General features: G+C 58.3%; 30 protein-coding genes. 11 read left to right on the forward strand and 19 right to left on the reverse strand.

What is annotated here, in order from left to right:
• Positions 1 to 91: 91 nt before the first annotated feature.
• The 3 genes from ACMDB8_RS12150 (at position 92) to ACMDB8_RS12160 (ending at position 4009) form a co-directional block, all read left to right on the forward strand.
• Complete coding sequence (locus ACMDB8_RS12150) at positions 92 to 1639, forward strand: phospholipase D-like domain-containing protein (protein WP_409078968.1); 1548 nt, start codon at positions 92 to 94, stop codon at positions 1637 to 1639.
• Between the two features lie 125 nt (positions 1640 to 1764).
• The gene (locus tag ACMDB8_RS12155) at positions 1765 to 3225 is read left to right on the forward strand and encodes an MFS transporter (protein WP_056724464.1); all 1461 of its coding nucleotides are present in this window, start codon (positions 1765 to 1767) and stop codon (positions 3223 to 3225) included.
• 178 nt (positions 3226 to 3403) lie between these two features.
• Positions 3404 to 4009 (forward strand): hypothetical protein, encoded by a 606-nt coding sequence (locus ACMDB8_RS12160; protein ID WP_056724466.1) that lies wholly within the window; start codon positions 3404 to 3406, stop codon positions 4007 to 4009.
• A 270-nt stretch (positions 4010 to 4279) separates the two neighbouring features.
• Here the strand turns inward: ACMDB8_RS12160 and ACMDB8_RS12165 are convergent, their stop codons facing one another.
• The 3 genes from ACMDB8_RS12165 to ACMDB8_RS12175 all read right to left on the reverse strand — a co-directional run bounded on the left by ACMDB8_RS12165 (position 4280) and on the right by ACMDB8_RS12175 (position 5825).
• Entirely contained in the window at positions 4280 to 4462 is a 183-nt protein-coding gene (locus tag ACMDB8_RS12165; protein ID WP_056724468.1) for a hypothetical protein, read from the reverse strand.
• 233 nt (positions 4463 to 4695) lie between these two features.
• Positions 4696 to 4890, reverse strand: coding sequence for a hypothetical protein (locus tag ACMDB8_RS12170; RefSeq protein WP_056724469.1), 195 nt, complete (start codon positions 4888 to 4890; stop codon positions 4696 to 4698).
• A 92-nt stretch (positions 4891 to 4982) separates the two neighbouring features.
• Positions 4983 to 5825: an NAD(P)H-binding protein gene (locus ACMDB8_RS12175; RefSeq protein ID WP_056724471.1), complete on the reverse strand. Its 843-nt coding sequence runs from the start codon at positions 5823 to 5825 to the stop codon at positions 4983 to 4985.
• A gap of 178 nt (positions 5826 to 6003) precedes the next feature.
• Here ACMDB8_RS12175 and ACMDB8_RS12180 point away from each other — a divergent pair, with 178 nt between their 5' ends.
• Positions 6004 to 6669, forward strand: coding sequence for a TetR/AcrR family transcriptional regulator (locus tag ACMDB8_RS12180; protein ID WP_056724473.1), 666 nt, complete (start codon positions 6004 to 6006; stop codon positions 6667 to 6669).
• Between the two features lie 25 nt (positions 6670 to 6694).
• Here the strand turns inward: ACMDB8_RS12180 and ACMDB8_RS12185 are convergent, their stop codons facing one another.
• The 9 genes from ACMDB8_RS12185 to ACMDB8_RS12225 form a co-directional block, all read right to left on the reverse strand.
• The gene (locus tag ACMDB8_RS12185; protein WP_056724474.1) at positions 6695 to 6979 is read right to left on the reverse strand and encodes a hypothetical protein; all 285 of its coding nucleotides are present in this window, start codon (positions 6977 to 6979) and stop codon (positions 6695 to 6697) included.
• Between the two features lie 205 nt (positions 6980 to 7184).
• Positions 7185 to 7415: a hypothetical protein gene (locus ACMDB8_RS12190; RefSeq protein WP_056724476.1), complete on the reverse strand. Its 231-nt coding sequence runs from the start codon at positions 7413 to 7415 to the stop codon at positions 7185 to 7187.
• A 129-nt stretch (positions 7416 to 7544) separates the two neighbouring features.
• Complete coding sequence (locus ACMDB8_RS12195) at positions 7545 to 7766, reverse strand: hypothetical protein (protein ID WP_056724478.1); 222 nt, start codon at positions 7764 to 7766, stop codon at positions 7545 to 7547.
• A 72-nt stretch (positions 7767 to 7838) separates the two neighbouring features.
• Entirely contained in the window at positions 7839 to 8864 is a 1026-nt protein-coding gene (locus tag ACMDB8_RS12200; RefSeq protein ID WP_409078967.1) for a DNA topoisomerase IB, read from the reverse strand.
• A gap of 75 nt (positions 8865 to 8939) precedes the next feature.
• Positions 8940 to 10019 (reverse strand): molybdenum ABC transporter ATP-binding protein, encoded by a 1080-nt coding sequence (gene modC, locus ACMDB8_RS12205; RefSeq protein ID WP_223540896.1) that lies wholly within the window; start codon positions 10017 to 10019, stop codon positions 8940 to 8942.
• 3 nt (positions 10020 to 10022) lie between these two features.
• Positions 10023 to 10703 carry a molybdate ABC transporter permease subunit gene (gene modB / locus ACMDB8_RS12210; RefSeq protein ID WP_056724481.1) on the reverse strand — a complete coding sequence of 227 codons (681 nt, stop codon included), beginning with the start codon at positions 10701 to 10703 and terminating at the stop codon, positions 10023 to 10025.
• On the reverse strand, positions 10704 to 11471 hold the full coding sequence (gene modA / locus ACMDB8_RS12215; protein WP_056724483.1) for a molybdate ABC transporter substrate-binding protein: 768 nt from the start codon (positions 11469 to 11471) through the stop codon (positions 10704 to 10706).
• Positions 11472 to 11592: 121 nt separating this feature from the next.
• Positions 11593 to 12660 carry an NAD(P)H-dependent flavin oxidoreductase gene (locus ACMDB8_RS12220; RefSeq protein ID WP_223540898.1) on the reverse strand — a complete coding sequence of 356 codons (1068 nt, stop codon included), beginning with the start codon at positions 12658 to 12660 and terminating at the stop codon, positions 11593 to 11595.
• A 101-nt stretch (positions 12661 to 12761) separates the two neighbouring features.
• On the reverse strand, positions 12762 to 15209 hold the full coding sequence (locus ACMDB8_RS12225; RefSeq protein ID WP_056724486.1) for a hypothetical protein: 2448 nt from the start codon (positions 15207 to 15209) through the stop codon (positions 12762 to 12764).
• A gap of 178 nt (positions 15210 to 15387) precedes the next feature.
• Between ACMDB8_RS12225 and ACMDB8_RS12230 the strand changes: the two genes are divergently transcribed.
• Complete coding sequence (locus ACMDB8_RS12230) at positions 15388 to 16371, forward strand: MDR family oxidoreductase (RefSeq protein ID WP_056724488.1); 984 nt, start codon at positions 15388 to 15390, stop codon at positions 16369 to 16371.
• Here the strand turns inward: ACMDB8_RS12230 and ada are convergent, their stop codons facing one another.
• The 5 genes from ada to ACMDB8_RS12255 all read right to left on the reverse strand — a co-directional run bounded on the left by ada (position 16372) and on the right by ACMDB8_RS12255 (position 19523).
• A complete protein-coding gene (gene ada, locus ACMDB8_RS12235) occupies positions 16372 to 17436 on the reverse strand; it encodes a bifunctional DNA-binding transcriptional regulator/O6-methylguanine-DNA methyltransferase Ada (protein ID WP_056724490.1) in 1065 nt (354 codons plus the stop codon).
• Positions 17437 to 17523: 87 nt separating this feature from the next.
• Complete coding sequence (gene alkB, locus ACMDB8_RS12240) at positions 17524 to 18204, reverse strand: DNA oxidative demethylase AlkB (protein WP_056724491.1); 681 nt, start codon at positions 18202 to 18204, stop codon at positions 17524 to 17526.
• Positions 18194 to 18898, reverse strand: a complete 705-nt coding sequence (locus ACMDB8_RS12245; protein ID WP_056724493.1) for a 2OG-Fe(II) oxygenase — start codon at positions 18896 to 18898, stop codon at positions 18194 to 18196. Before ACMDB8_RS12245 ends, alkB begins: the two co-directional genes overlap by 11 nt.
• A gap of 117 nt (positions 18899 to 19015) precedes the next feature.
• Complete coding sequence (locus tag ACMDB8_RS12250) at positions 19016 to 19183, reverse strand: hypothetical protein (protein WP_177336470.1); 168 nt, start codon at positions 19181 to 19183, stop codon at positions 19016 to 19018.
• 37 nt (positions 19184 to 19220) lie between these two features.
• Positions 19221 to 19523 (reverse strand): DUF1883 domain-containing protein, encoded by a 303-nt coding sequence (locus tag ACMDB8_RS12255; protein ID WP_007912251.1) that lies wholly within the window; start codon positions 19521 to 19523, stop codon positions 19221 to 19223.
• A 201-nt stretch (positions 19524 to 19724) separates the two neighbouring features.
• Here ACMDB8_RS12255 and ACMDB8_RS12260 point away from each other — a divergent pair, with 201 nt between their 5' ends.
• Positions 19725 to 20081 carry a hypothetical protein gene (locus ACMDB8_RS12260; protein ID WP_056724495.1) on the forward strand — a complete coding sequence of 119 codons (357 nt, stop codon included), beginning with the start codon at positions 19725 to 19727 and terminating at the stop codon, positions 20079 to 20081.
• A gap of 72 nt (positions 20082 to 20153) precedes the next feature.
• Complete coding sequence (locus ACMDB8_RS12265; protein ID WP_056724496.1) at positions 20154 to 20384, forward strand: hypothetical protein; 231 nt, start codon at positions 20154 to 20156, stop codon at positions 20382 to 20384.
• A gap of 11 nt (positions 20385 to 20395) precedes the next feature.
• Here ACMDB8_RS12265 and ACMDB8_RS12270 read toward each other — a convergent pair whose 3' ends face one another.
• Positions 20396 to 20677, reverse strand: a complete 282-nt coding sequence (locus ACMDB8_RS12270) for a hypothetical protein (protein ID WP_046038393.1) — start codon at positions 20675 to 20677, stop codon at positions 20396 to 20398.
• Positions 20678 to 20815: 138 nt separating this feature from the next.
• Positions 20816 to 21004 carry a hypothetical protein gene (locus ACMDB8_RS12275; protein ID WP_056724498.1) on the reverse strand — a complete coding sequence of 63 codons (189 nt, stop codon included), beginning with the start codon at positions 21002 to 21004 and terminating at the stop codon, positions 20816 to 20818.
• 289 nt (positions 21005 to 21293) lie between these two features.
• Between ACMDB8_RS12275 and galU the strand changes: the two genes are divergently transcribed.
• The 4 genes from galU (at position 21294) to ACMDB8_RS12295 (ending at position 26097) form a co-directional block, all read left to right on the forward strand.
• Positions 21294 to 22133, forward strand: a complete 840-nt coding sequence (gene galU / locus ACMDB8_RS12280; protein WP_409078966.1) for a UTP--glucose-1-phosphate uridylyltransferase GalU — start codon at positions 21294 to 21296, stop codon at positions 22131 to 22133.
• Positions 22134 to 22521: 388 nt separating this feature from the next.
• The gene (locus tag ACMDB8_RS12285; protein WP_409078965.1) at positions 22522 to 23955 is read left to right on the forward strand and encodes an NAD(P)/FAD-dependent oxidoreductase; all 1434 of its coding nucleotides are present in this window, start codon (positions 22522 to 22524) and stop codon (positions 23953 to 23955) included.
• On the forward strand, positions 23952 to 24803 hold the full coding sequence (locus tag ACMDB8_RS12290) for a HemK/PrmC family methyltransferase (protein WP_409078964.1): 852 nt from the start codon (positions 23952 to 23954) through the stop codon (positions 24801 to 24803). Before ACMDB8_RS12285 ends, ACMDB8_RS12290 begins: the two co-directional genes overlap by 4 nt.
• A 22-nt stretch (positions 24804 to 24825) precedes the next feature.
• Entirely contained in the window at positions 24826 to 26097 is a 1272-nt protein-coding gene (locus tag ACMDB8_RS12295; RefSeq protein ID WP_409078963.1) for an aminotransferase class I/II-fold pyridoxal phosphate-dependent enzyme, read from the forward strand.
• The last annotated feature ends 21 nt before the right edge of the window (positions 26098 to 26118 follow it).

Raw genomic sequence — 26118 nt, forward strand, 5'->3', positions numbered from 1 at the left:
TTATCGAGGGCTGCATGTTCTCGGCAGCCAGTACTGGCTGGATGCCGAGTGCAAAACTACAACCGTCGAGGTTGAGGAGCAGTCCTTGCCCATGTCCCGGTTCCTCTGCGCCATGCTGTTCGCACTGCTGCTCGTTGGCTGCGCAACCACGCGCTTGCCCCACGAATTCAGCGAGGCGATACCCGCCAGCGATTCGGCGTTCGGGCGTTCGATCCAGGTTCAGGCCGCCGCACACGAGGGGCGCTCGGGTTTTCGCTTGCTGCCCAACAGCAGTGAAGCATTCCGGGCGCGCGCCGAGTTGATCCGCCATGCGCAGAAATCCGTCGATCTGCAGTACTACATCGTGCATAACGGTCTGAGCACCCGGGCGCTGGTGCGTGAAATGCTGCTGGCTGCCGATCGCGGCGTACGGATACGCATCTTGCTCGATGACACGGCCAGCGACGGCCGGGAAGAAGTCATCGCTACCCTGGCGGTGCACCCGAACATCCATATCCGCGTCTTCAATCCTTTGCATCTGGGGCGCAGCACCGTGGTCACCCGAACCATGGGGCGTCTGCTTGATCTTTCCCAGCAACACCGACGCATGCACAACAAACTGTGGCTGGCCGACAACAGCGCAGCCATCGTCGGCGGACGCAACCTGGGGGACGAATATTTCGACGCCAAGCCCGATCTCAACTTCACCGACATGGACCTGCTGTGCATCGGTCCGGTCGCCGAGCAGTTGGGACACAGCTTCGATCAGTACTGGAATAGCGCCTTGAGCCAGTCGATCAGTGACTTCCTGCTCAACAAGCCGACAGCACAAGACTTGCTCGAGAGCCGTCAACGCCTGGAGCAATCGCTGCAGACCTCACGTATCGAGAGCAAGGTGTTGTACAACCATCTCATGACCTACCAGACTCAGCCGCAATTCGAGACCTGGCGCAAGCAACTGATCTGGGCCCATAACAAGGCGATGTGGGACGCTCCGAGCAAGGTCCTGGCCGACGGCGAGCCGGCACGCGCGCTATTGATGGCCACACAGCTGCGTCCTGAACTCGATGGCGTCAATAACGAGCTGATCATGATCTCGGCCTATTTCGTTCCGCAAAAGCCGGGTATGGACTATCTGCTGGGGCGTGCCGATGCCGGCGTCGATGTGCGCCTGCTGACCAACTCACTGGAAGCCACCGATGTGCCGGCTGTGCATGGCGGCTATGCACCGTATCGCAAGACTCTGCTCGAACATGGCGTGAAGCTCTATGAGCTGCGGCGCCAGCCGGACGATCCCGGCCGCAGTTCTTCGTTTGGCTTCAGTGGTGGCTCGGACTCCAGTCTGCACACCAAGGCCATGATCCTGGACAAGCAGAAAGTGTTCGTCGGCTCGTTCAATTTCGACCCGCGTTCAGTGTTCTGGAACACTGAAGTCGGAGTGCTGGTCGATAGTCCCGAACTGGCCGGCCAAGTGCGCCAGTTGGCGCTTGAGGGCATGGCGCCGGCCATGAGTTACCAGGCCCGACTGGAAAACGGCGAAGTCGTCTGGCTCACCGAGGACGACGGCCGCGAGCATACCTTGCGTAAGGAGCCCGGCAGCAAATGGCGTAGCTTCAAGGCCTGGCTCAGCGACAAGATCGGCCTGGAGAAAATGCTCTAGATCGAAACCAGGCGTACGGCCTCCGGCTGCAACACAACTAAATTCTGAGTAAGTGGAATGTTGAACTCCCGATCCAGAGGCCAACTCCTAACTCACAAGGCACTGTACACGACAACGATGTGGCGATGACCCACCAACAGTTGCATAGCCGCGAGCCCGGCGCGATATTCGAAACCAATCTTCCAGCGCGCCTGGACCGCTTGCCGTGGGGCCGCTTTCACTCCCTGCTGGTGGTCGCGCTGGGCGTCACCTGGTTGCTCGACGGTCTGGAAGTGACCCTGGCGGGCTCGGTGTCCGGCGCGCTGAAAAACAGCCCCGTCCTGCGCATGAACAACTTCGATATTGGCCTGGCCGGCGGCATCTACATCGCCGGTGCAGTGCTCGGTGCCTTGCTGTTCGGCTGGCTGACCGATCGCCTGGGGCGGCGCAAGTTGTTCTTTGTAACTTTATGGCTGTATGTAGGCGCCACGGCGGCCACGGCGTTCTCGTTCAGCCTGGAAAGCTTCCTGCTGTTTCGCTTCCTCACGGGCATGGGCATCGGCGGCGAATACACGGCGATCAATTCGACCATCCAGGAATTTACCCCGGTACGCTATCGCGGCTGGGTCGACCTGAGCATCAACGGCACATTCTGGCTAGGTGCAGCATTGGGTGCCGGCGGGGCCATCGTCCTGCTGGATCCGCACGTGGTCGGTGGTGAGCTGGGCTGGCGCCTGTGCTTCGGCATTGGTGCCGCGTTGGGCCTGGTGATCCTGGTGATGCGCCTGTGGTTGCCGGAAAGCCCGCGCTGGCTGCTGGTCCATGGTCAGCGCGATAAGGCGCGACACATCGTCGAAGGTATCGAAGCGAGTCTGCGCGAACAAGGCCACGAACTGCCGGCGGTGACCAGCAAACCATTGCGCCTGCACGCGCGGGACCATACGCCGCTGGGGGAGGTCTTCCATACCCTGTTCGTCAGATTCAGCCGCCGCGCGCTGGTGGGGATGACCCTGCTGACAGCGCAGGCGTTCTTTTACAACGCGATATTCTTCACCTATGCGCTGGTGCTCACCGATTTTTACCAGGTGCCCGCCGAACAGGTCGGTTGGTACGTATTGCCCTTGGCACTGGGCAATTTTTGCGGACCGCTGCTGCTGGGGCGCCTGTTTGACGTGGTCGGCCGACGCGTGATGATCAGCTTCACTTATGCGACGTCCGGAATGTTGCTGGCGCTCAATGGCTACGCCTTCCAGCAGGGCTGGCTGGATGTCACCCAGCAAGCCGCGGCGTGGATGGTGATCTTCTTTTTCGCTTCGGCAGCGGCCAGTTCGGCTTACCTGACGGTGGCAGAAACCTTCCCGCTGGAAATCCGTGCCTTGGCCATCGCCGTGTTCTACGCGTTCGGCACTGGCCTGGGCGGCATCATCGGGCCGACGCTGTTTGGCCAACTGATTCAGACCCAGCAGCGCGGCAGTCTGTTGATTGGTTATCTGGCAGGCGCTGCACTAATGTGTGCGGCGGCGGCGGTGCAAGCGGTTTGGGGGGTGTCTGCCGAGCGTCGAGCGCTGGAACATGTGGCCAGGCCTTTGTCCCAGGCTGAGGATTGAGTGGGGGCGACTGTCCAAAGAGCCGTTTGAGAAAGCCGGCGCAAATCCAGAGGCAATTCACTCAAAAGGGTGACGCGGTCAAGCTGGATGTCTTCTGACATTTTTGCCTGCACCTGCCTGACTCAGGCTCCTTGCAGTAAACGGAGGGTACCTGTGCCCTTATTTTCGAGGGTATTGAATGAAACAAGGACAAGTTCTGCTGTTGGCTTTGTTGATGATGTTTTTAACGGGGTGCACGACTACGCCGCCAAAAGACCAAGGCAATCTCTGCAGTATCTACCGTGAGTATCCCGACTGGTATGAGGACTCGCTGCAAATGCAGAGCGAGTATGGGACACCCCTGCATGTGGCCATGGCGATCATGAAGCAGGAAAGCAGCTACGTGGCGGACGCATTGCCGCCTCGTGACTACCTGCTATGGGTCATCCCCTGGGGGCGAGTCAGTTCGGCCTACGGTTACGCGCAGGCTCAAGACCCGGTGTGGGGTGAGTACAGGGACAATACGGGCAACGGTGGTTCGCGTGACAGTTTCGACGACGCGATCATGTTTATCGGTTGGTACACCACGGGCACCCAACGTCAGCTCGGGATCTCCAAATGGGACACCTACAATCAGTACCTGGCTTATCACGAGGGGCGAGGGGGCTTCAGCCGCGATTCCTATCGCAGTAAACCGTGGCTGATGCAGGTTGCCCAGAAAGTGCAAAAGCAGTCAGAGATTTACAACGCGCAACTAAAAGTGTGTCGCCAAGAGTTGGATGATGATCGTAGCGGGTGGTTTTAACGCATTTACGAAAAAAAATCCCCGCACCTCCTGGGGGAAGATGCGGGGCAATGTATTACACATGGTGAGGAGGGTCGGCCTCCTCAAATGCAGACTGGCTGTATTCGAAGCGTCCGTTAGAGGCACCACCTGTGAACCCCTTGGCCAACCTCCCTCGACGCATATTTAAAGCCGAGGGAGAGGAGCGAGCGAAATCAATAATTATCAAAAGCAGATCAATCAATATGGATATGGCTTCGTGGATAGCTTCTCGGTGAGGGCATCGCGAGATTAAGCCAGTTCCAAAAGAAGTCTGTTGGTGCTGCCAGGCAAGGGGTGAGGTGCATTGATCCGGCCTTCCAGTCTGTTCACGAACGCGAGGGCTTCTGCGTAGCTGCGAAATTCAACGCACCACGCGTTCATCCATACATTCCAGCCTTCCGGCTTGCTCGCTTTCTCGATTTTTATCAGCATCCTGGAATCCCTCCATGTGGTGGTTAAGCCCACATTTAAAGCCAATAGAGGGGGGTGTTTGGAAATTAATAATTATCAAAAATGGATTTACGGCGGCGGGGGATTCAGACGTTGGAGCCGTGTTTGCGATCGATTGGGCATGCTCTAAACCAAGGGTTTGCAAGCGAAAGCATTGCAAACCCTTGTATGTTTCTGCGTCATTATTTCGATCTTGATCATGGTCGCCTGATGCTTCAGGGGGCCGGGTCTGCCTTGCGGCGATCGCTGCCGGCCGGGTTGCCGGTATCGATCAGCCTTCTTTCCAGCAGTACGTTTTCCAGGGCCTGGCGGTCTGACGGGTTCATCTGATGTTCTCGCTCCTTGAGTTCCAACAGGATCGGGGTCGACCACTGGCGGTAGGTTTGTTCAGCACTACGATTGAGTGACATGGGTTCCTCCTTAATCAGGCTCCTGCCAATAAGGCGCCGCACTTCGATACGCCCAAAAACCCTAGTCGACGAAGCGGGTTCCCGCCACTGCTTTACGTCGGACTGCCATTGCCCCAGATGCCCGTAGCGGCAGTGCGCTGTACGTAGTCGCCGAAGTCGCGCGCCGGGCGTCCCAGTGCCCGCTGTACGCCATCGGCCACGGGTGTGTTGCGCCCGTCCAGCACCGTCGTGAAGAGATACAACACCAGATCGATCAACGCCGGGGGAAGCTGTTCCTGTTCCATTGCCTGTCGATAGGCATCCGGCGGCACGGGCACGAATTCGATGTTGCGACCGGTGGCGCGGGCAATCTCGGTCACGGCTTGAGCAAAGGTCAACGCCCGAGGGCCGGTCAATTCATAGAGCTGGCCAGTGTGCCCGGGTTGAGTCAGTGCGGCGACGGCACACTCGGCGATGTCTTGCGCATCGACAAAGGGCTCGGCGACCTGGCCGATGGGGAGTGCGAGTTCACCTTGCACAATGGGTTCAAGAAAGTGTGCCTCGCTGAAATTCTGGCAGAACCAACTGGCCCGTAGAATTGTCCAGTCAATCCCGCTGTCCTGTACAACGCGTTCGGCCTGTTCGGCTTCCACTTCGCCACGTCCGGATAACAAGACCAGTTTGCGGACGCCGCTTTTCACCGCCAGGTCAGTGAACGCCTGGATGGTTTCAACGGCGCCAGGAACGGCAAGATCAGGTTGAAAGGAAATGTAGACGCGATGAACGCCATCGATCACGGCGTCCCAGGTCGATCGATCTTCCCAGTCGAAGGGAGGATTGGCGTCGCGGGAGCCCCGGCGAACGGGCAGGCCGGCGGCTTCGAGGCGTTGTGTGATGTGCCGTCCGGTTTTGCCGGTGGCGCCGAGGACCAGCGTGATTGGTTGGGCAGTTTTCATCGCGTTCATCTCCATCGGTTAATGTGAGTGATGCTCATGTTAAAAAAGATGATAGATGCTCATGTTTTACCGTCAACCCATCAGATCGAATTCCCCGACGTGTGGCATCTGTTGTTGGGTGCAGAGAGTGGCGATGCTAAGGTGAGCACATGTCACGTTTTTGATCGGGAATTCACTCGTGCGCAAAAAGCCCTCTGAAAACCTCGAACAGCCTGCTGCAGAAGCGGTTCGACGCAACCCCACGCAACAGCGCAGCCGCGATCGTCAGGAGCGGATTCTGGCCATGGCCACTCAATTGATCGCGGACAAGGGCAGCGACCAACTCAAGATGAGTGAAATCGCCGAGCGCTCCGAGATCTCGATCGGTTCCCTTTATCAATATTTTCCCGACAAGAGTTCCGTGATCCGCACGCTGGCCGAACGCTATAACGCTGAGAGCCGCCGTTGCATTGCAGAGGCAATGGCGGCCGTCGAGGACGCCCAGGGTTTGCAGGCCGCCTATTCGCAGTTGCTCGATCTGTATTACGAGATCGTGATGGCGACACCGGTGATGCGTGACATCTGGTCCGGCATGCAGGCCGACAAGCAGCTGTTGCAGCTGGAGTTGAAGGAGAGTCGGGTTGCCGGAGCGCTGCTGTCCCAAGCGATGCTTCGCGTGTATCCCGACTGTGACGAACAACAGGTCGAGGAGTCCGCGTTTTTGATCTGGCACTTGGGCGAGGCAACCATGCGCTTGGCTGTCACTTGTGCACCCGATGAGGGACGAGCACTGGTCGAGGCGTTCAAGCGTATGTCCCTGCGCGAGATCATGGAGCCCGCGCGCAGGAACATCGATTCACCGTAAAAGCCTGGCGGTTGGTTCAGTTTCCCTAAACGAAGGGTTGACCGCCAAAACCGCGGGGCAGTCGTTGCAGGCCGGCCATCGCGGTCAGTCGCTCGGTCCAGGCTGAACGCCAGTCATTGGCGGTGTGCATGGCTTTGGCTTTGCGTGCTGCGCGGCGGGCAGCGTTGCGTTCAGCCTTGCGGGCCTCTTTGTAGGCGTCGGTGTTTCGGCAGCTTCGGCATTTAACCCGATTGAGTTCGCGGGTCGATACGAGGTTGCTGCCGTGGTGACCGCAGGCCAGGTGCCCGCTGACTTTGAAATGAGTGACCATTGGAACGTCTCCTTCGTGACGTGTGAGCGGTTGACTCCACGTGAGCGGGGACGTTCGATTGGTTTTGCGCAACAAAAATCCCGACACCAGGCCGGGTTGTGAGAAAAGCTGGAAATCCAGCAGGCAGCCAAAGGTTCGCAGACGCACGGTCAACGATCATGCTGCCCGAATCGGGCCTGTCCTCGCGCTGCGAATCCGTGACGGATCATCTGAACCGTGGCAGAGGCGGGTCGACAGGCTTGAGAGACGACAGCGTGTGCCGGATCAGCGGCGTGTCCTTTTCGATGTCGTTCAGGCGATCACGAATTCTGAGGGCGGTAGGGTGTCCGCCTTGATGATCGACCCAGTCGGCGATTTCCTTGCAGGCGGCGGCCAGGCGGGCCTGACGGGAGTCCAGCAAGGTGAGCAGGGTGGTGATGGACTCTTTTTCGGACATGGGAGACACCTCCGTTCAAGAAACCTGTGTGTGGCAGCAAAAAGCCCGCCGGGAGCGAGCTTTCTGCCGAAAGGGTTACTGATCCTTCAGCCATTTCAGTATAGACCCGTTAAAAAAGGGTGACACCCCTCAACTTTGTCGGGCTGTCACTTGTGATTTCGCGTTCAACTGACGGCAAACACGCGCGGCGTCCTCTTCAACCTCGTAGCCATCTCCGATGAAGCCTTGGGTGCGGGTATCGGCGATGCGGTACCAGACCGCGGCATCCGGTGGCAGGTGGTCATTTTCACCGGCACGGCGGCCATGGATGATGATCTTGTTGCAACGCTTCACGACGAAAATGTCTTCCATGGCGTCTCCGCGGCGGATTCGTGTTCAGTTCAACTATAGAAGTCATTGCTGATCGTGCAAAAAATAGGCAGGTCAATTCGTCGGTTCAGGCGCTGCCAGCGTTCTCTCCAGAAAATTCGCCAGCCCGACTTCCGCGGCCGAGAGCCCCTTGCGCGCTCTCGGCCTGGGCAGTTGCGCCAAAGCCCCTAGAAGGAAACCATCTAGCACCGCCGGGTGGATATAGCACTTGCGGCACACCGCCGGGGTATTGCCCAGTTGCCTGGCAACGTCCTTGACCATCTCCACCAGGTGCCGTCGGGCGTCCATTTCAGGTTCCCAGTGACGCTTGCGCAGTATTGCCAGGGCCAGAACACTGCCGGCCCAGGTGCGGTAGTCCTTGGCGGTGAAATCGGCGCCGCTGAGCCTTTGCAAATAGCTGTTGATGTCGGATGAACTGACGGTGTGCCGGTCACCGTTTTCATCCAGATACTGAAACAGGTTCTGCCCGGGTATTTCCTGGCAGCGCCTGATGATCCGGGCCAGGCGCCGGTCTTTCACGGTGATCTGGTGTTCGACGCCACTTTTGCCGCGGAACTGGAACAGGATGGCACTGCCGTTGATCTCTACATGGCGGCTGCGCAGGGTCGTCAGGCCATAGGAGCGGTTGTCCCGGGCGTATTGGCTGTTACCGATGCGGATCAGCGTCGAGTCGAGCAGGGTAATGACAGTGGCCATGACTTTGTCGCGACTGAATCCCGGTTCCGTTAGCACGGCTTGCAATCGTTGGCGCAGTTTCGGCAGGGCCAGCCCGAATTCACGCAGGCGCAAATACTTGTCGGCGTCACGCACCTCTCGCCAGTGGGGGTGATAACGGTACTGCTTGCGACCCCGGGCATCGCGCCCGGTAGCCTGCAGATGCCCGCGTGGATCGGCGCAGATCCACACCTCGGTATAGGCGGGCGGCACCGCGAGGGAGTTGAGGCGCTTGATTGCGTCGGGGTCGGTGATGCGCTGGCCGGCCGGGTCGAAATAGGCGAATTTTCCGCGCAGTTTCCTGCGGGTAATGCCCGGCTGAGTGTCATCGACATAATGCAGGTCAGGTGGCAGTCCATCGGGCATGACAAGCGTCCTGGGCAAGGAGTCACGGAGCATTACAGCCATTGACCTCGCCCCGGTGCAGTCGTGCCTTCGGAGTTACGCCAGCACCGCGACCGCTTTTATTTGTGCCCAGAGTGGCTGGCCAGGATGAATGTTCAGTTGGTCACGGGAATAACGCGTGATCCGCGCAAGCAGCGGCGTGCCGGCGGCATCCAGGCGAACCAGCACGTGGGCGGCGTTGTCGGCGTTCATTTCACTGACCACGGTGACCGGCAGGCGATTGAGAATGCTGCTATGCCCGACATTGTCCAGGCTCAGGCTCACATCCCGCGCCTGGACCTTGCAGCGCAGCGCCTGGCCCACGTCCATTGGCGTATGCGGCACACGAATGTCGAGGGCGGTGTCGGGCAGTTGCAGGCTGAGCAATTGATAGTCGGCGTCATAGGCGCTGACGCGACCTTCGATCACCACACCGGCGTCATCCCCCATTGCCAACGGCAAGTCGAGGCGCGCCAGGGTCTGGCCGATCGGGCCGCTGGCCAGTGCCTTGCCGTTGCTGAGCAGCACGATATGGTCGGCCAGCCGCGCGACTTCATCCTGGGAATGGCTGACGTACAGCACCGGGATGTCGAGCTCGTCGTGCAGGCGTTGCAAGTAGGGCAGGATTTCACCTTTGCGTTGGGCATCCAGCGCCGCCAGGGGTTCGTCCATCAACAGCAGTTTCGGGCTGGTGAGCAAGGCGCGGGCGATGCCGACGCGCTGACGCTCGCCGCCCGAAAGGTGTTGCGGGTGCCGGTCCAGCAAATGACCGATGCCCAGCAATTCGGTGGCGTGGGCCATGTCGACCCGACGCTGTGGCTTGGGAATGCGCTTGAGGCCGAACTCGAGATTGGCCAGCACCGACAGATGGGGAAACAGGCTGGCTTCCTGGAACACGTAGCCCAGCGCGCGCTTGTGCGGCGCGACGAAGATCCGGTTGGCGCTGTCTTGCCAGACTTCATTGTTGACCTGGATAAAGCCTTGATCGGCCCGCTCCAGGCCGGCGATGCAGCGTAGGCAAGTGGTCTTGCCTGAACCGGAGTGGCCGTAAAGTGCCGTGACGCCACGGCCCGGCAGTTGCAGATCGACGTCCAGGGCGAAGCCCGAATAACGCAGTTTCAGACGCATTTGAATCATCGATCAGCTCCAGCCCGCTTTGGTTTTACGGCTGGAATACAGCGCCAGCAGGACGACAAACGAGAACACCAGCATCGCCCCGGCCAGCCAATGGGCCTGGGCGTATTCCATGGCTTCGACGTGGTCGTAGATCTGCACCGAGACCACGCGGGTCTTCTCGGGAATGTTGCCGCCGATCATCAGCACCACGCCGAACTCGCCGACGGTGTGGGCGAAGCCGAGAATGGCCGCGGTAATGAAACCGGGGCGGGCCAGGGGCAGGATCACACTGAAAAAGCTGTCCCAGGGATTGGCCCGCAAGGTCGCGGCCACTTCGAGCGGGCGCGTACCAATCGCGGAAAAAGCGTTTTGCAGCGGCTGGACCACAAATGGCATCGAATACAACACCGAACCGATGACCAGCCCCGCAAAACTGAACGTGAGGGTCCCAAGGCCCAGTGACTGGGTGAGCTGTCCAAGGAATCCGTGAGGGCCGAGAGCCAGCAACAGGTAAAAACCAATCACCGTCGGCGGCAGCACCAGGGGTAGGGCGACAATCGCCCCGACCGGGCCGCGCAACCAGGAGCGGGTGCGCGACAGCCATAACGCAATCGGAGTGCCGACAATCAGCAGGATGACAGTCGTCAGGGACGCCAGTTTCAGGGTCAGCCAGATGGCGGAAAGATCGGCACTCGATAGCGACATTTAGATTTCGTAACCGTAGGACTTGATGACAGCTGCCGCTTTCGGCCCCTTGAGGTAGTCAACCAGTGCCTTGGCGGCCGGGTTGTCCTTGCCCTTGTTGAGAATCACCGCATCCTGTTTGATCGGGTCGTGCAGGCTGGCGGGAACGATCCAGGCCGAACCGCTGGAGATCTTGCCGTCCTTGTAGATCTGCGACAAGGCGACAAAACCCAGCTCGGCGTTGCCGGTGGAAATGAACTGGTAGGCCTGGCTGATGTTCTGGCCTTCAACGATCTTGTCCTTGACCTTGTCGGTCAAGCCTTCTTTTGCCAGTACCTGGGTCGCCGCCAGGCCATAAGGCGCGGCTTTCGGGTTGGCGATGGACAGGTGTTGGTAGGCGTTCTTTTTCAGCACATCGCCCTTGGCATCGACGTAGCCTTCCTTGGCCGACCACAGCGCCAGGGTGCCGACCGCGTAGGTGAAGCGCGAGCCCTTGACGGAGTCGCCTTCGGCTTCAAGTTTTTTCGGGGTGCTGTCGTCTGCCGAGAGGAACACTTCGAACGGCGCACCGTTTTTGATCTGGGTGTAGAACTGGCCGGTGGCGCCAAAGGAGGCGACCAGTTTATGCCCGGTGTCTTTTTCGAAATCAGCGGCGATGGCCTGGATGGGCGCGGTGAAGTTGGCGGCGACCGCCACCTGGACTTCGTCCGCCTGGGCTGAGCCGAAGGCGAATGCGGCGAGAAGGCTCGCCAGGCAGGTCGGGGCAAAACGTGAGGCACGAATGAACATGAAACGGCTCCGTCAAAGGCAATTGCGGCAGGTTAATCGTTATGTACAAAAATATATAGCGAATTGCCTTTGAACGGAATGTGCTGGTGAAAAATTGTATACAATTTAATGGGGCAGATGCTCAGAAGCGACCTGAGAGTCTCGCCAACCCTTCTTCAGCCAGCTTTCGAGTCAGTGCCTCGCTGGTCAAATCGACGCCGAGGGTAAATGCCTGACCGGCCCAGAGGTTGCTGAAATCCGCTTCACCTTTGGCCCGCAACGGCATCAGCGCGCCACCGGCAAGGGGGAAGGCCGGGGCCTTGGCGCTCATGGGGCCCAGTTCACGCATCACCCGATTGAGGATGCCCCGGGCCGGGCGACCGGTGAACACGTTGGTGACGGCTGTCTCGCTTTCCCTGGCGGTGCGCAACGCCTTGTGATGGGACGGGCTGACCTTGGCCTCTGGGGTGAACAGGTACGCCGTACCCACCTGCACCGCCGAAGCACCGAGCATGAATGCAGCGGCGACGCCTCGGGCGTCAGCGATGCCGCCAGCGGCAATCACCGGCACTTTCACCGCATCGACGACTTGGGGCACCAGGGCGAAAGTCCCCACCTGACTGCTCAGGTCATCGCTGAGAAACATCCCGCGATGGCCCCCGGCCTCGTAGCCCATGGCAATGATTGCATCGCAACCGTGCTGCTCCAGCCACACGGCTTCTGCGACTGTGGTGGCTGAGGACAGCACCTTCGCACCCGTGGCCTTGACCCGGTCGAGCAGGGATTTTTCCGGCAAGCCAAAGTGAAAGCTCACCACTTGCGGGCGAAACGCTTCGACCACTTCGCAGGCCGCGCTATCGAACGGTGCCCGGTTGGACACCGGCGTCGGCGCATCGAAGTCGGCGCCGAGTTCCTGGTAGTAGGGTTGCAGCAGGTTTTTCCAGTCCTGTGCGCGTTGCTCATCCGCAGCAGGCGGCTGATGACAGAAGAAGTTGACGTTGATCGGGCGTCGGGTGTGTTGGCGGATGGTTTTGAGCTCTTCGCGCAGTTGATCTGTGCTGAGCATCGCCGCCGGCATCGAGCCCAGGCCGCCGGCATTGCAGGTGGCGATCACCATGGACGAGTTTGTGGCACCGGCCATCGGCCCCTGGATGATCGGCAGTTCGATCCCGAGCAGGTCAAGGATGCGGGTATCTGGCCATTGGTTCATGTGCTGTGTTCTCCGACGTTGAATCCGGGCAGGGGCGGTAGAACAGGATTTGTAACGCAACGACTGGCGCAAGGCCAGTCGTCTTTTCAGCGGGTAAGGCGTTAGCGTCGGTGGAAGCCGCCACCGCCGAAGGAGTGATACATGAACCGGGACGAGTCGTGATAACTGTTGAAGCGATCATTGCCGAAGGAACGCGCATCGTACTCCCGGTTGAGATTCTGGACCTGAGCCGTGTTGACCGAATCGAGACGGGTTGCTCCGCCCTGGACCATCGATTGCCAGCCGCTATCGGTCCTTTTGTAAACGTTGCCATCACGGCCGGCGTACACGTTGTCGCCGACATGCGCCATGCCGCCGTCGCGATCATGGATACCGCCGTACTGGGTGGTGTTGCCGGTATTGGGGTTGTAGATGGCCCCGCGATTGGCGGTGACCTGGGTGCCGGTGCGAACGTTGCCGGCGGTCACATGCTGGCCGGCGATGGCTCCGCCGTCCGGGCCGACGGCCACACCGCTGCGGCCTGCGGCATAGTTGCCGTTGTAAACGTTGTGTACCGCGCCGCGCTGGCCTGCCGCGGCGATGCCGGTACGCGAGTTGTAGGAGGCGCCAACCTGGCCGGCCCAGCGATTGCCGGTCCAGGCGTTGTAGCCGCCGCCGTAGCGGCTGACCGAAGCGCGGTCGCCCCATTGGCGGTAGATGTTGCCGGTCGTGCCGGCCCAGCCACCGGGGCCCCAGGCAACGGCGCCACCGTGATAGCCGTAAGCGGCACCGCCCCAAGGCATTGGCGCCGGGTACAGATGCGGCCCCCAGGCGTAACCCCAACCGTAATTGCCCCACCATGGATAGGCGCCCCAGCCCCAACCCACGGCGGCCGTGCTGCCGCCCCAACTCCAGCCGAAACCGAAGCCAAACGTCCAGCCCGTCCAGGGTGTGTAGCGAATCGCCACGCCAAAGCCATAGGTCACCGGTGGGCCGTACCAGACACTGCCCACCCACGGCGTATAGGGATAACCGGTGCCATACACCACCACACCGCTGTCAGGGTCCAGCGTCGAACCCTGGTAACCCGGCGTGTAACCGACGACGACCGTATCGCCACTGGCTTCGTAGACTTTCACGTAAGTGACGTAGTGCATTGGTGAGCTGGGCGGGATCGAATAGATCACCGCCGGTACCGAAGAGGCGACCGTCCAGGGGCCTTGCACCGAGGTGGCCACGAACCAGATGCCGTTCTCCACCGCGTACCAGCTTTGTGCATCGACCATGATGATCGGCATCGGGCTGTTGACCACGTATTGCAGGGGCGTGCCCTTGATGGCCTTGAGTTGCGGCTCGCCGTCAAAGGTTGGCTTGGTCATTTTGACCTGGCTTTTCTTGATCGCCGAGGTCTGTGGAATGGTCGCTGCAATCGCCGCTTCCTTGGCCTGCGGTGTTCCGGCCACCGAGGCCTTTACGTTCTCCTTGGGGCTGTCATCGGGAATGTTGGCGAAGTCCGCCGGCAACTGGTCTGCGCCTACAAAGGTCCAGGGGCCTTTCATGTCACTGGCACGGAACCAGCGACCCGAGATCAGCACGTAGCTGTCCTGGTCACCGATCTCCTTGAAAATATGCCCGGTGGTGTTGGTCACATACAGCAGTGTGGTGTTCTGGATCGGCTGCCATTGCGGCGCGCCGTCAGTGACGATCAACTCGGTCGGCACCGTGGCGATATGGATCTGCGGAGTCGGCGGCTTGGCCAGCGTCGGTATCTTCTCCTTCGGATCGCTCTGGCCTGTCAGCAGGTCTACCTGTCGGCCCTGGATCGCAGCTTTCTTGGCCTTCTCCAGCTCGGCGGAGGGCGAGGGCAGTGGCGCATATTGTCCATCCAGATTGTCCGCTACCATCCAGCCATCGAACACGTGCAGGTAATGCTTGCCCTGTGCATCCTTGAGCAGCAACGGCCGGGTGTTGATCACTCGCTGCAGCGAGGTGCCATCAACGGGGCGATAGGCGGGTTCGCCATCGATGTACACCAGCAGCGCGGGCACCTCGGAGGAAATAATGGTCGGCGGGGTATTTTCCAGCGGCTCGCTGTTGGACTTCTGTTCGGCGGCGATGACACCGAGCGCGGCTTCGAGTTGGTCCAGGGAAATGGTTTTCGTGCGGTTCCCGGCGTCTTGCTTCACCGCGGCGACCCAGCTGTCAGCCTTGGTTGCGCTATCGGGGAAATCGGCCTTGGTGATGGTGTACTGATCGAGCGCCACCCAGCGCGTGGCTTTGTCGACCAGGGTGTGGGCGCTGAACTGCACGATGCCATAGGTGGCCTTGCCATCGGTGCTCGTGGCCTCCACGGCAGCCCGCGCGTGCAGGGTGTAACCGTCCCAGCTGTCCAGTTGCGGTTGGTAGATGGTCAATTTGGTGTCGCCGGCCGCCAGCACTTGTGGCCAGCTAGGGGCTGTCGGCGCCAGATTCCCGGGAGTTTGGGCGGGTGGCTCTGGTGTGGCCTGGACGCCGCTGAGCGGAATCATGCAGAGCATCAGTAAAACGGTGAGTAAACGCAGTTGAGGCATTGTCAGCTCCATCGACAAGACAGTTTGTTGCGGCACTTCAGGGTTGCGAAAAGCATAGCTGCCGTTAATCAAAACGCCCGGCGGTTTGCCGGATTGGCTTAAAGTCGGGTACGGCAATCCATTGCCATGTGTTATTTGAAATGCTCCACCAACCGACTGATTCCATTGAGAGGCCGTAATGTTCAAAGGTATTTTGATCGACAAAGACGACAGCGGTTATCGGGCCACACTGCAAGAGATCCAGGACGATCAACTGCCCGAGGGCGATGTCACGGTGCGTGTTGCCTACAGCACGTTGAACTTCAAGGATGGCCTGGCGATCACCGGCAGCAGTCCGGTGGTGCGCAAATTCCCGATGGTGCCGGGCATCGACCTGGCCGGTGTCGTTGAAGCCAGCGGGCATCCGGACTACAAGGTTGGTGACCCGGTCCTGCTCAATGGCTGGGGTGTGGGCGAAGGGCATTGGGGGGGATTGGCGCAGAAAGCGCGCCTCAACGGTGACTGGCTGATCCCGCTACCCAAGGCGTTTACCGCGGCCCAGGCGATGGCCATCGGTACGGCGGGCTACACGGCCATGCTGTGCATCATGGCGCTTGAGCACAACGGCGTGACGCCCGAACAGGGCGAAGTTCTGGTGACCGGCGCCAACGGCGGCGTCGGCAGTTTCGCCATCGCCTTACTCAGCAGGCTCGGCTACCGGGTGGTCGCGTCCACCGGACGGACCTCGGAGCACGACTACCTGAAGCAACTGGGGGCCGGCGAAATCATCGATCGCGCCACCTTGTCCGAACCGGGCAAACCGTTGGCAAAGGAGCGCTGGGTGGCCGTGATCGACTCGGTCGGCAGCCACACCCTGGCCAACGCGTGCGCCAGCACCAAGGCCAATGGCACCGTCGCGGCCTGCGGATTGGCTCAGGGCATGGACTTTCCGGCATCCGTTGCGCCGTTCATCTTGCGCGGCGTGACCCTGGCCGGCATCAACAGCGTGACCCAGCCCAAAGCCAAGCGTGTGGCAGCCTGGAATCGCCTGGCCCGGGATCTGGACTTCAACCTGTTGCCGCTGATCAGTCACGAAATCGGCTTGAGCGAAGCCATTGAAGCCGCGCCACGCTTGCTGGCCGGGCAGTTGCGCGGGCGCGTGGTGGTGGATGTGAATCGTTGATCACTGCAACTCGCGCTCCAGCAACTGCCGTTTGCGCTCGACACCCCAGCGATAGCCCGACAGATTGCCATCGCTGCGCACCACGCGATGGCAAGGGATCGCCACCGCCAGGTTGTTTGCACCGCAGGCCTGGGCCACGGCGCGAACGGCTTTTGGTTGACCGATACGCTGGGCGACATCGGCGTAGCTGGCAGTGCTGCCCACGGGAATCTCCCGCAGCGCTTGCCAGACACGCTCCTGAAACGCCGTGCCGCGTACGTCCAGCGGCAAATCAAGGCCAATGGCCGGCGCCTCGATAAAGCCGACGACCCTGGCAATCAATTGCTCGAACTCATGATCGGCACCAATCAGATTGGCGCGGCGGAATTTGTCTTGCAGATCGCAGACCAGTTGATGCGGATCATCGCCCAGCAGGATCGCGCACACCCCGCGCTCACTCTGTGCCACCAGAATCGCGCCCAGCGAACACTGGCCGACAGCAAAACGAATGTCGTTGTTTTGACCGGCGGCGCGGTAGTCCCCGGGTTTCATTCCCAGCAACTGGTCTGCCGCTTCATAAAACCGGCTGTTGGAGTTGAAGCCGGCGTCATACAGGGCATCGGTCACCGAGCCGCCGTGTGCCAGGCGCTCGCGTACCTTGCGTGAACGATGGGCATCGGCGTAGCCCTTGGGCGTCAGGCCGGTGACGGCTTTGAATACGCGATGGAAGTGAAAGCTGCTCAGGCCCGCCGCCTCGGCCAATTCGCCCAGGGCAGGCAGCGTTTGCGCGCTTTCGATCTGGCGGCAAGCGGCGGCCACGGTGGAGGCATGTTGCGCGGCGAGTTCGCTCTGATCCTTCGTCGCGCGCTTGCTCGGACGATAACCCGCGGCCCGGGCCTGTTCGGCGCTGTCGAAGAATTCGACATTGTGGGGCTTGGGCAAGCGCGCGTGGCTGCTGGGATTGCAGTAGACGCCCGTGGTCTTCACGGCATAGACAAACTGCCCGTCAGCCTTGGGGTCGCGGGCGACCACGGCGGCCCAGCGCGGATCGTTTTCGATGGTGATCTTGGTCGATTGGGTTGTCATGGCGTCACGTCCATTGAGGGGTTGCCTGCACATTAACCATGGGGCAATTCCCACACACTCCGGCGCTTGCGGTCAAATTCGAAGTCTTTATCCGGCGGTACGGAAGGTGAAGTTGATACGTTGCTCGCCCAGTTTCGGATGATGGCCGTCCTTGATCGGCAGCACACCGTGATAACGCAGGCGATCCACGCCACCCCAGACCACGATGTCACCGTGGAACAGGGGAACGCGCTGACTTTTGTCGCCACGTGCAAAGCCGCCGAACAGGAACATCGCCGGCAAGCCCAGGGATACCGATACGATGGGGGCGGCCCAGGAATGTTCGTCCTTGTCCTGATGCAATGACATTTTTGCCCCGGGGATGTATCGGTTGATCAGGCAGGAATCCGGTGCAAAATCGGCGAAACCCGCTGCCTGCGCCGCCGCTTGCGCCAGTTGGAAAAACACTTCAGGCATCATTGGCCAGGGCCGACCGGTCTGTGGATCGTCGCGGGTATACCGATAACCGCTGCGGTCAGTGGTCCAGCCGAATGTGCCACAACTGCTCAGGGCGACCGACATGGTGAAACCGCCGGGTGTGATCATCTGCCGAAACGGTGCGGCCGCCAGCACTTCTTCCAGGGCCGGCAGCAAACGCTCCAGCCAAGGTAGGGCGAAGCCTCTGAGCACGTAGGATTGTTCGCCGATCTGCTCGTGCCTGGGCTGTTGCTCGGGCTCCGCATCGGCAAACAGATCGAAAGTCAGCGGGTTCATAGGCTCATGACGCATCGTGAAAGATGATTCCAAGGGTATGCCGTTTGCCGCTGTGCAGGCGACTCACGCCGTGACGCAAGGTCACGCGGTAGTAACCGCGAGTCCCTTTGACCGGCCGTTGATTGACCGCAAAGATCACCCCGTCACCTTGCTTCAGGCCGATGACCATGGGGCGCGACTGCATTCGCGGGCGCTGTTCAGTCAGGACAAACTCACCGCCGGTGAAGTCTTGATCCGGGTCTGACAGCAGGATCGCCACTTGCAGCGGGAAAACATGCTCACCGTATAGATCCTGATGCAAACAGTTGTAGTCCTGTGGACCGTATTGCAGCAACAAGGGTGTCGGACGGTTCTGACCAGCGGCATGGCAGCGATCGAGGAAGGCTGGATGGGTTTCAGGAAAACGCTGCGGCAAGCCCATTTGTTCATGCCAGCGATTGGCGATGGGCACCAGTCGCGGGTAGAGCGCGGTGCGCAGGCGAGCCACCAGATCCGGCAACGGGTAGTTGAAATACTTGTACTCGCCTCGGCCGAACCCGTGGCGAGCCATCACTACATGGGAGCGAAACAGTTCGGTTCGAGGGTATAACGTGCTGACTTGCCCGCAAGCCTTGTGGCTCAGCAGTGACGGGATGACGGCATAACCGTCCCGATCAAGTTGCTGCTCCAGCCGGGGCCAGTCCAGCCGGTCCAGATATTGCTCGCTCATTGCCGGGCCTCTCGTCGTTGAGGTGGCCAGTCTGCAAGGCAAGGATGAAGCTGGCACTCCGGTGCTTGCGGTCGAACTGCGAGGGGGAGGCGACGTCCATTGTCGCTCCGGACCGCTTTACAGCGCTTTGCTGACGCTGATGTCGCTGATGACGTCGCCCTGCCCATGAATGGCATCCAGCGCTGCCTTGGCCTCTTCCGGGGTGCCTTTTTCAAGCTGGGCAAACTCGAAGCGGCGCTCACCGTTGAGTTTGTATTTGATGACGTACTTGGTCGTTTGGGCCACGGTTGTATCTGCCTGTCTTGTGTTTCGGGTTCGCCGATCAGCTCAGTTTCGTGCTGGAGCGGCGAATGATTTTGATCGAGTGCGTCAGGGTGGGTTTACGCGTCACGCTGATAGCGCGGCGGTTGACGGTGTCGATCGTGATGTTCCAGAAGCCGGTGCTAGGGGCCGTGATGCGGGCCGGAAACGTGTCGAATGCACCACCGTGATAGGTGTGACGGCCGCCATTCTTGAAGCTGCGGAAGTTGGCGTCGTTCATCAAGCGGATGTTGCACATTTGGGAGCATTGAATGACGACGATGTCGTCTTCATTGAGGTGCTCGCGCTGATGGATAAATTTCATGAGGCGCCTCCAGAAGGGCTTTTTCTACAAAATCAAAACGATAGCATGGGCGATTGGCGCAGTTTATCAGCCCGAACGCCTTATTATCCCGCCGCCAGGACAATTAAAAACGCTTATTTCACATTTGATGAGCGATAAAGCAGTTTGTCTCGGAGAAAAATCGCAGTTGCGCTGTCCGAGGGTCTTTATCGGAGGTTTAGTATGAAGTGGGGTTTGTGGTTGTTGCCGATGGCACTGACGATCAGTGGTTGCGCGAACGTCTCGGACATCAACGAGTCCTTGCCGACAATGAACGTGATTTCCGGCAAGAAGCCCCATGAATACGCGCAATGCCTGAGCGAAAAACTGGCCGATAGCCGTGGCGCCTTGCAGATCCAGCCATACAAGGATGGCTTGCGCGTGATCGTGCCGCTCAAGTTTTCCGCGGGGCCGTCGGCCGTGTTTGACATTGAAGAACGCTCTGGCGGCAGCAGTATCAAGCTGCACGAGAGCATGTCCAATGTCCCGGTGCGGCCAAAGGACGTACAGAATGCTGCCAACGAGTGCATTTCCGGCTGATAGACTGTCGACCATCAGCACCGATGCCGCCCAAGCCCTGCTTGGGCGGCATCGTTATTTCTGGAGTCGAATATGAAACGAGAGCAGGTCCGGGAGCGCCACGCAGAGGGTTTGATCTCTGCCACCCATGTGATTCAGAACCCGGCGGAGCTGGGGGAATGGATCGTGTTTTTCAAGAAAAGTGCCGGGCGCAGCTATTTCCTGGTGGATGACAATGATGAAGTCGAGTCCTTCAGCCGCCTGGATGATCTGATCGAGACCGTGCGCGGGCTTGGAATCAAATTCGCCGAAATCCACATGTAGGGCGCGACACCTTACTTGCAGATCACCACGACGTTGCGGCTCTTGTAGTTGCCGACGTCGGCGCCAAGGGTCTTTTCGCTCTCCTTGAGCGCGGGGGTGCCATCGGTCCCGACGATCTTGTAGCCGGTGCCCGCGCAGGACGCATCGGCCTTTTCGTAGCACGCAGCCCAGGAGTTGGCTTCCCCGGAGCAGTCGATCGATAGACCTTGCTCTCCATTGGCCAGGTAGGTCTGTTCCGACGTTGCGCAGCCACTCAGGGCCAATACCGTCAGCAAAGGCAAAATTTTATTCATGGCTTGATCATCGTCAGGGGGGGTGGGCTATGGCTGAGACAGCGCCGGTATCAAAAGGTTATAGCCAAGGGCCACTTCTTTTTCATTATTCATAAAAAAGCCCTGCGCCATGGCAGGGCCTTTCGCAACGGGCGTCGATCAGCTCTTGTCCTTGGCGCGTCGCTTGGGTTCCGGGTGCTCAAGCTCCAGCACCGAGGCCACTTCGATTGCCAGGGCTTCGGAAGGGAAAGGCCCGGCGATATTTTCACCGGCGACACTGGCCACCCACCATTGGCCGTCCTTCTCCTGATTGATCAGAAATCCGTTGACGCTTTTTACTGCCGACATCTACTTGCCTCGTTGTCTGGTTCAATCGCGCCATGATACCGCCAAACGCACCCAAGGGGTGCCGATGGGCGTATGGTGATGGGTTCCGGGCGGTAGAAACCGTGCATTTGCGCAAGTCTCTGCTATGCATAAGAGGCTGCGCAGCGACCTGCGCACCCTCGCAGGGAACTATCGGCAAGAATATTTCTCTATGTTGGCATCGGTTAGCCAGCGCGGGGGCATTGTAAGGTGCACGCCGCCTGATTAGACTGCGCCGAAACTCGTACACACAGCCCTTTCAAGGACTTATATGATCAAGAAATGCTTGTTCCCAGCAGCCGGTTACGGTACTCGCTTCCTGCCAGCGACTAAAGCCATGCCCAAAGAAATGCTGCCGGTGGTGAACAAGCCACTGATCCAGTACGGCGTCGAAGAAGCACTGGATGCCGGCTTGACCGAAATCTCCATCGTCACCGGTCGCGGCAAGCGCGCCCTGGAAGACCACTTCGACATCAGCTACGAGCTGGAAAACCAGATCAAGGGCACCGACAAGGAGAAATACCTGGTCGGCATCCGCAAGCTGCTCGACGAGTGCTCGTTCTCCTACACCCGCCAGACCGAAATGAAAGGCCTGGGCCACGCGATCCTGACCGGCCGCCCACTGATCGGCGACGAACCGTTCGCCGTGGTACTGGCGGACGACTTGTGCGTCAATCTCGAAGGCGACGGCGTACTGACCCAGATGGTCAAGCTGTACAAGCAGTTCCGCTGCTCGATCGTGGCCATCCAGGAAGTCGATCCGTCAGAGACCAACAAGTACGGCGTAATCGCCGGCGAGATGATCCGCGACGACATCTACCGCGTACACAGCATGGTTGAAAAACCAAAGCCGGAAGACGCACCGTCGAACCTGGCCATCATCGGCCGCTACATCCTGACCCCGGACATCTTCGACCTGATCGAACAGACCGAGCCAGGCAAGGGCGGTGAAATCCAGATCACCGACGCCCTGATGAAACAGGCCCAGAACGGCTGCGTGATGGCCTACAAGTTCAAGGGCAAGCGTTTCGACTGCGGCGGCGCCGAAGGCTACATCGACGCGACCAATTTCTGCTTCGAGAACTTCTACAAGACGGGCAAGGCGTTCTGATAGCGCCTTATTGACTTGTACTGAAAAGATAAACCACCCTGTGTAAAACATAGGTGGGAACTAATAAAACGCCCCGACTTGCTCGGGGCGTTTTATTTTTCGAATCGAAAAAACCTCTCAAGTATTGATGTTGCCCATCGCACAAAGCGGATGTCTCACTCACTTAATATAATCCAGGCCAAAAATTAGTGTTATTCGATATTTGTTACTTTCTTCCTGTTGTCTGAAGGCTTATTCCTACACCTTGCATGTAAATGTGTCCATTTGTAACGTGGACACAATATGAAATGATATGCGTCTTGAATTGTGATGTAACGAAGTCATAGAAATGAATTGTTTCCTGATTAATAATTTATTTCTCCGTTGCTGGTGACGGTCCGAGGTTTACATGGAATTCGACGTTATTGTCGTGGGTGCAGGAGCAGTTGGTGGCTCAATTGCATATGAGCTATCAACACGAGGTCTAAACGTATGTCGCATAGGTGAGACGGATCGCATAAATGCAGCGTCAAAAGCTGCGGGAGCAATGAATGGATGTTTCGGGGAGGTAACAAGCGGTCTACTTTCGAGTGATTATGGTCGATTAAAACTAGATATGGACCGACAAGCCCAACACCTATGGTCAAGTTGGGCGGAGCGCTTGGCAATTTCTTCAGGTGATTCTAGTTCGTTATTTACCGCTATTGGGACCCATGTGCTGCTCAATACCGCCGGTATGGATGAGGTGGATAGCGTTAACTTCGACACCATCGAGAATGCCCTTCGTGAGTATGGTGAACCGTTCGAAGTTGTTGATCCACGCAAGATGAAATGGCTTAAACCCAACCATCTGGTTCGCCCTCTGCGGGGGTTGTACATACCAAATGAACATTCAGTGAATTCGCATCTTTTATTGGAGAAACTGGATGCTGCATTTGTCACCGAAGGCGGCACTCTGAAAAATGAGAATGCTAAGCGAGTGTTGGCTGAGGGTGGGGTAGCAGCAGGTGTCGAGTTGTGCAGTGGGGAGGTTCTCTGGGCAAGGAAGGTTGTGGTTGCCGCAGGCGTTCAATCTCTGGATTTGCTCAGTGACTTCGATGAGCTCGCAAAGAAAATTCCACCGCTGTTCAGTGGTTATGGCGTTTCCATACTCGTAAAGGTGCCAGAAGGGGTTGATTTGCCTAATTCGGTCATACGGACGCCAAATCGTGCCTTTGCATGCGGCTTACACTGTGTCCCTCGTGGGGATGGAGTCTTGTATCTGGGGGCAACTAACATTATTTCGGAGCGGCCCAAGCAACAGGCTCTCATATCAGATGTTCAGTTTTTGCTTGATTGTGCTGTTGATCAATTGAACCTGGACCTTCATGGCGCGGAAATAGTTTCCATACAAGTTGGCAACAGACCAATTCCAGCGGATGGTTTCCCATTGATCGGCGAGTGCGACATCGAAGGTCTTTGGCTCGCAACAGGTACCTACCGAGATGGTCTGCACCAATCACCATTGTTGGCGCGGTATATAGCTGATTGCCTGACCGATGTAGAGACTCCCGATCTAGATCTCAGCCCTTTCAAACCAGTCCGTGCTCCGTTATCTGGGTTTGCCCGCGAGCATACAGTCAGGGAGACGGTACAGCAGATGTTTGCCACCGGATATGAGTATCGTTGGAATATAAAGCCTTATTGGTTCCCTCTGCTGGATGAGGGGCTGTCGCGTAATTATGAACAGCTAATAAACGACTTGCATCCGTTATTTACGCCTCCGCCGGAGTTGGTGGCATTCTCCTATCTTTATGAGTCAATCTTGAAAAGACTTTCTCAGTATTACAAGGAGTGGTCATGAGTCTTACTGATCGTGAGTGTCTTGCTATTAGCCAGGCTCGGGCCATGTTGCGGGAGTCTGGTGTCTGGGATTTGGAAGAAGATTTGAGTTGTCTTATAGATCGCTATATCGAACGAGTGGATAAGGACCGTGCGATCGAAGAATTTATGTTGGCGGTTCAAGAACGCTGTAACCGAATTCCTCTCGGGCATATTGTTGGCATGGTGGAGTTTGACGAAATGCCGCTGGTGGTAGGTAGCGGCGTATTTATCCCCCGTCCTCACAGCAAAGTCATTCACAAGTGGCTGGAGACCAGAGCTGTGCTGCGACCGGGAGCTAGTGTTCTCGATTTATGTGCCGGAAGTGGAGCGATTGGCCTGGCGATCGCACGTCGCAGACCGGATCTGAAAGTGACATGCGTTGAGTTTGATGAGATAGCGGTGCAGTACCTCAAGCGCAACATCGACCGGCTTGCCTGCAAGGGGATACGGGTGAATTACTTGCAGGCAGATATTCGCGACGAACAGGCATTTACGCGATTCACACATCAGGTTGGTTTGATTGTCGCTAATCCTCCGTACGTCCCGCAGTCCCAAGAGTTGCTGCCTGAATGGAGCGATCACCATCCACAGGCGTCAGTCTATTCCGGGGTCGATGGTCTTGAACTGATACGGCAAATCATCTCGCGCGCGAACCAGCTACTAAGTCGCGAAGGTTGGCTAGTTATTGAGCATGGCGAGGAACAGGCCCAAGTGGTACGCGAACTGTTTGAGCAGAGTCAGCTGACAAATGTACAGACGGTAATCGATAAGGAGGCGTCCGACGCGACGGGCAGTTCAGTAATGACCATCGGATGCAGATCTCGTTGATTTTCATAAAGGAGTTTTAGCAATGGATGCGCAAACTAAACAAGACTGGATGAGCGTTCGTCGCGGTAACACTACTCGTGCGCTGGCGAAGGCTTACGAGGAAGGACTGACAGGTTTTACCGTTGCGAGTCGTGTGGGTAAGGACATTACCTTGCAAGACGGAGGTACATTTACAGAGTTCGTTTCCTGTTCGTACTTGGGCTTAGAAACCCATTCGGCATTGATCGACGCGGCACACCAAGCTATGGAAACGTCCGGACTGCACCTGTCGTCTTCTCGAAGTGCAATGCGCCCGAGTTACCTGCCTCAACTGGAAGAATTGCTTGGTCAGGTATACAGAGGTAGCGGCGTCGCGGTGTTTACCTCTACCAGCAGTGTCCATTTAGGTGTTTTACCGTTGCTGGGGAGTGGTTCGTTGAGTAGGTATCCGGTCAAAAAACGAATCCACTGGCTGATGGACAAAACCGCCCACGCTTCGATGCAGGTACTTAGGGGGATTTTGGAGCAGTTCGGATCTGTTTCTAGAGTTGAATCCACCAATCCAGAATCACTGACCACAGCGCTGAAAGACTGCACCGACAAAGGTGAGACTCCTGTGCTTTTGATCGATGGAATTGGTTCGATGAGTGGTCTTGTGCCCATCGCCGAGCTCTCGCGGCAGCTGGAGTCGGCGCGGGGATACCTATACGTAGACGATGCTCATGGAATTTCGATCGTCGGACGTCATGGTGCGGGATATGCTTTTTCAGCGGTTGATCACTCGTTACCAGCAAATATTATTCTGGCGGGGTCTCTCTCGAAGGCCTTTGGTGGCTCGGGTGGTTTTGTCGTGGTTTCAGATCCACGGGATATTGACGTTATCCGAACCCTGGCGAATCCACTGATATTTGGCCATTCCATTATGGTGCCCATGCTGGCGGCGAATGTTGCCTCGGCGAAAGTCCATCTCAGTGAAGAGATCGATGTGCTGCAACAGCGACTTTGGGAAAACGTAAGACTTTTAGATTCCCTCACCGATAACCGGTTGCTCAACGCAGGTATTCAGTCGCCTGTCAGAGGAGCCTTCTTTGAAACAGAGGAGGCCGGTTTGCAGGCTGCGAGAACCCTGCGTAACCAAGGCATGCTGCTCTTCCCGGTGTTTTATCCAATTATTGCCAAAGGCAAAGCGATGCTGCGTTTTGCGATATCAGCAAGCCACAGCGACAAAGACATCAGGATGTTAGGGGGGGCTCTGAAGGTTATGGCGAGCAAAGGGTTATGGACGCCTGCTATCAATGAGCTGGATCACGCCTGACTGACGACTCTCTTCCAGAAA

It is taken from the genome of Pseudomonas monachiensis (genome assembly GCF_047345015.1).
In the GTDB taxonomy this organism is placed as follows: Bacteria; Pseudomonadota; Gammaproteobacteria; order Pseudomonadales; family Pseudomonadaceae; genus Aquipseudomonas; species Aquipseudomonas monachiensis.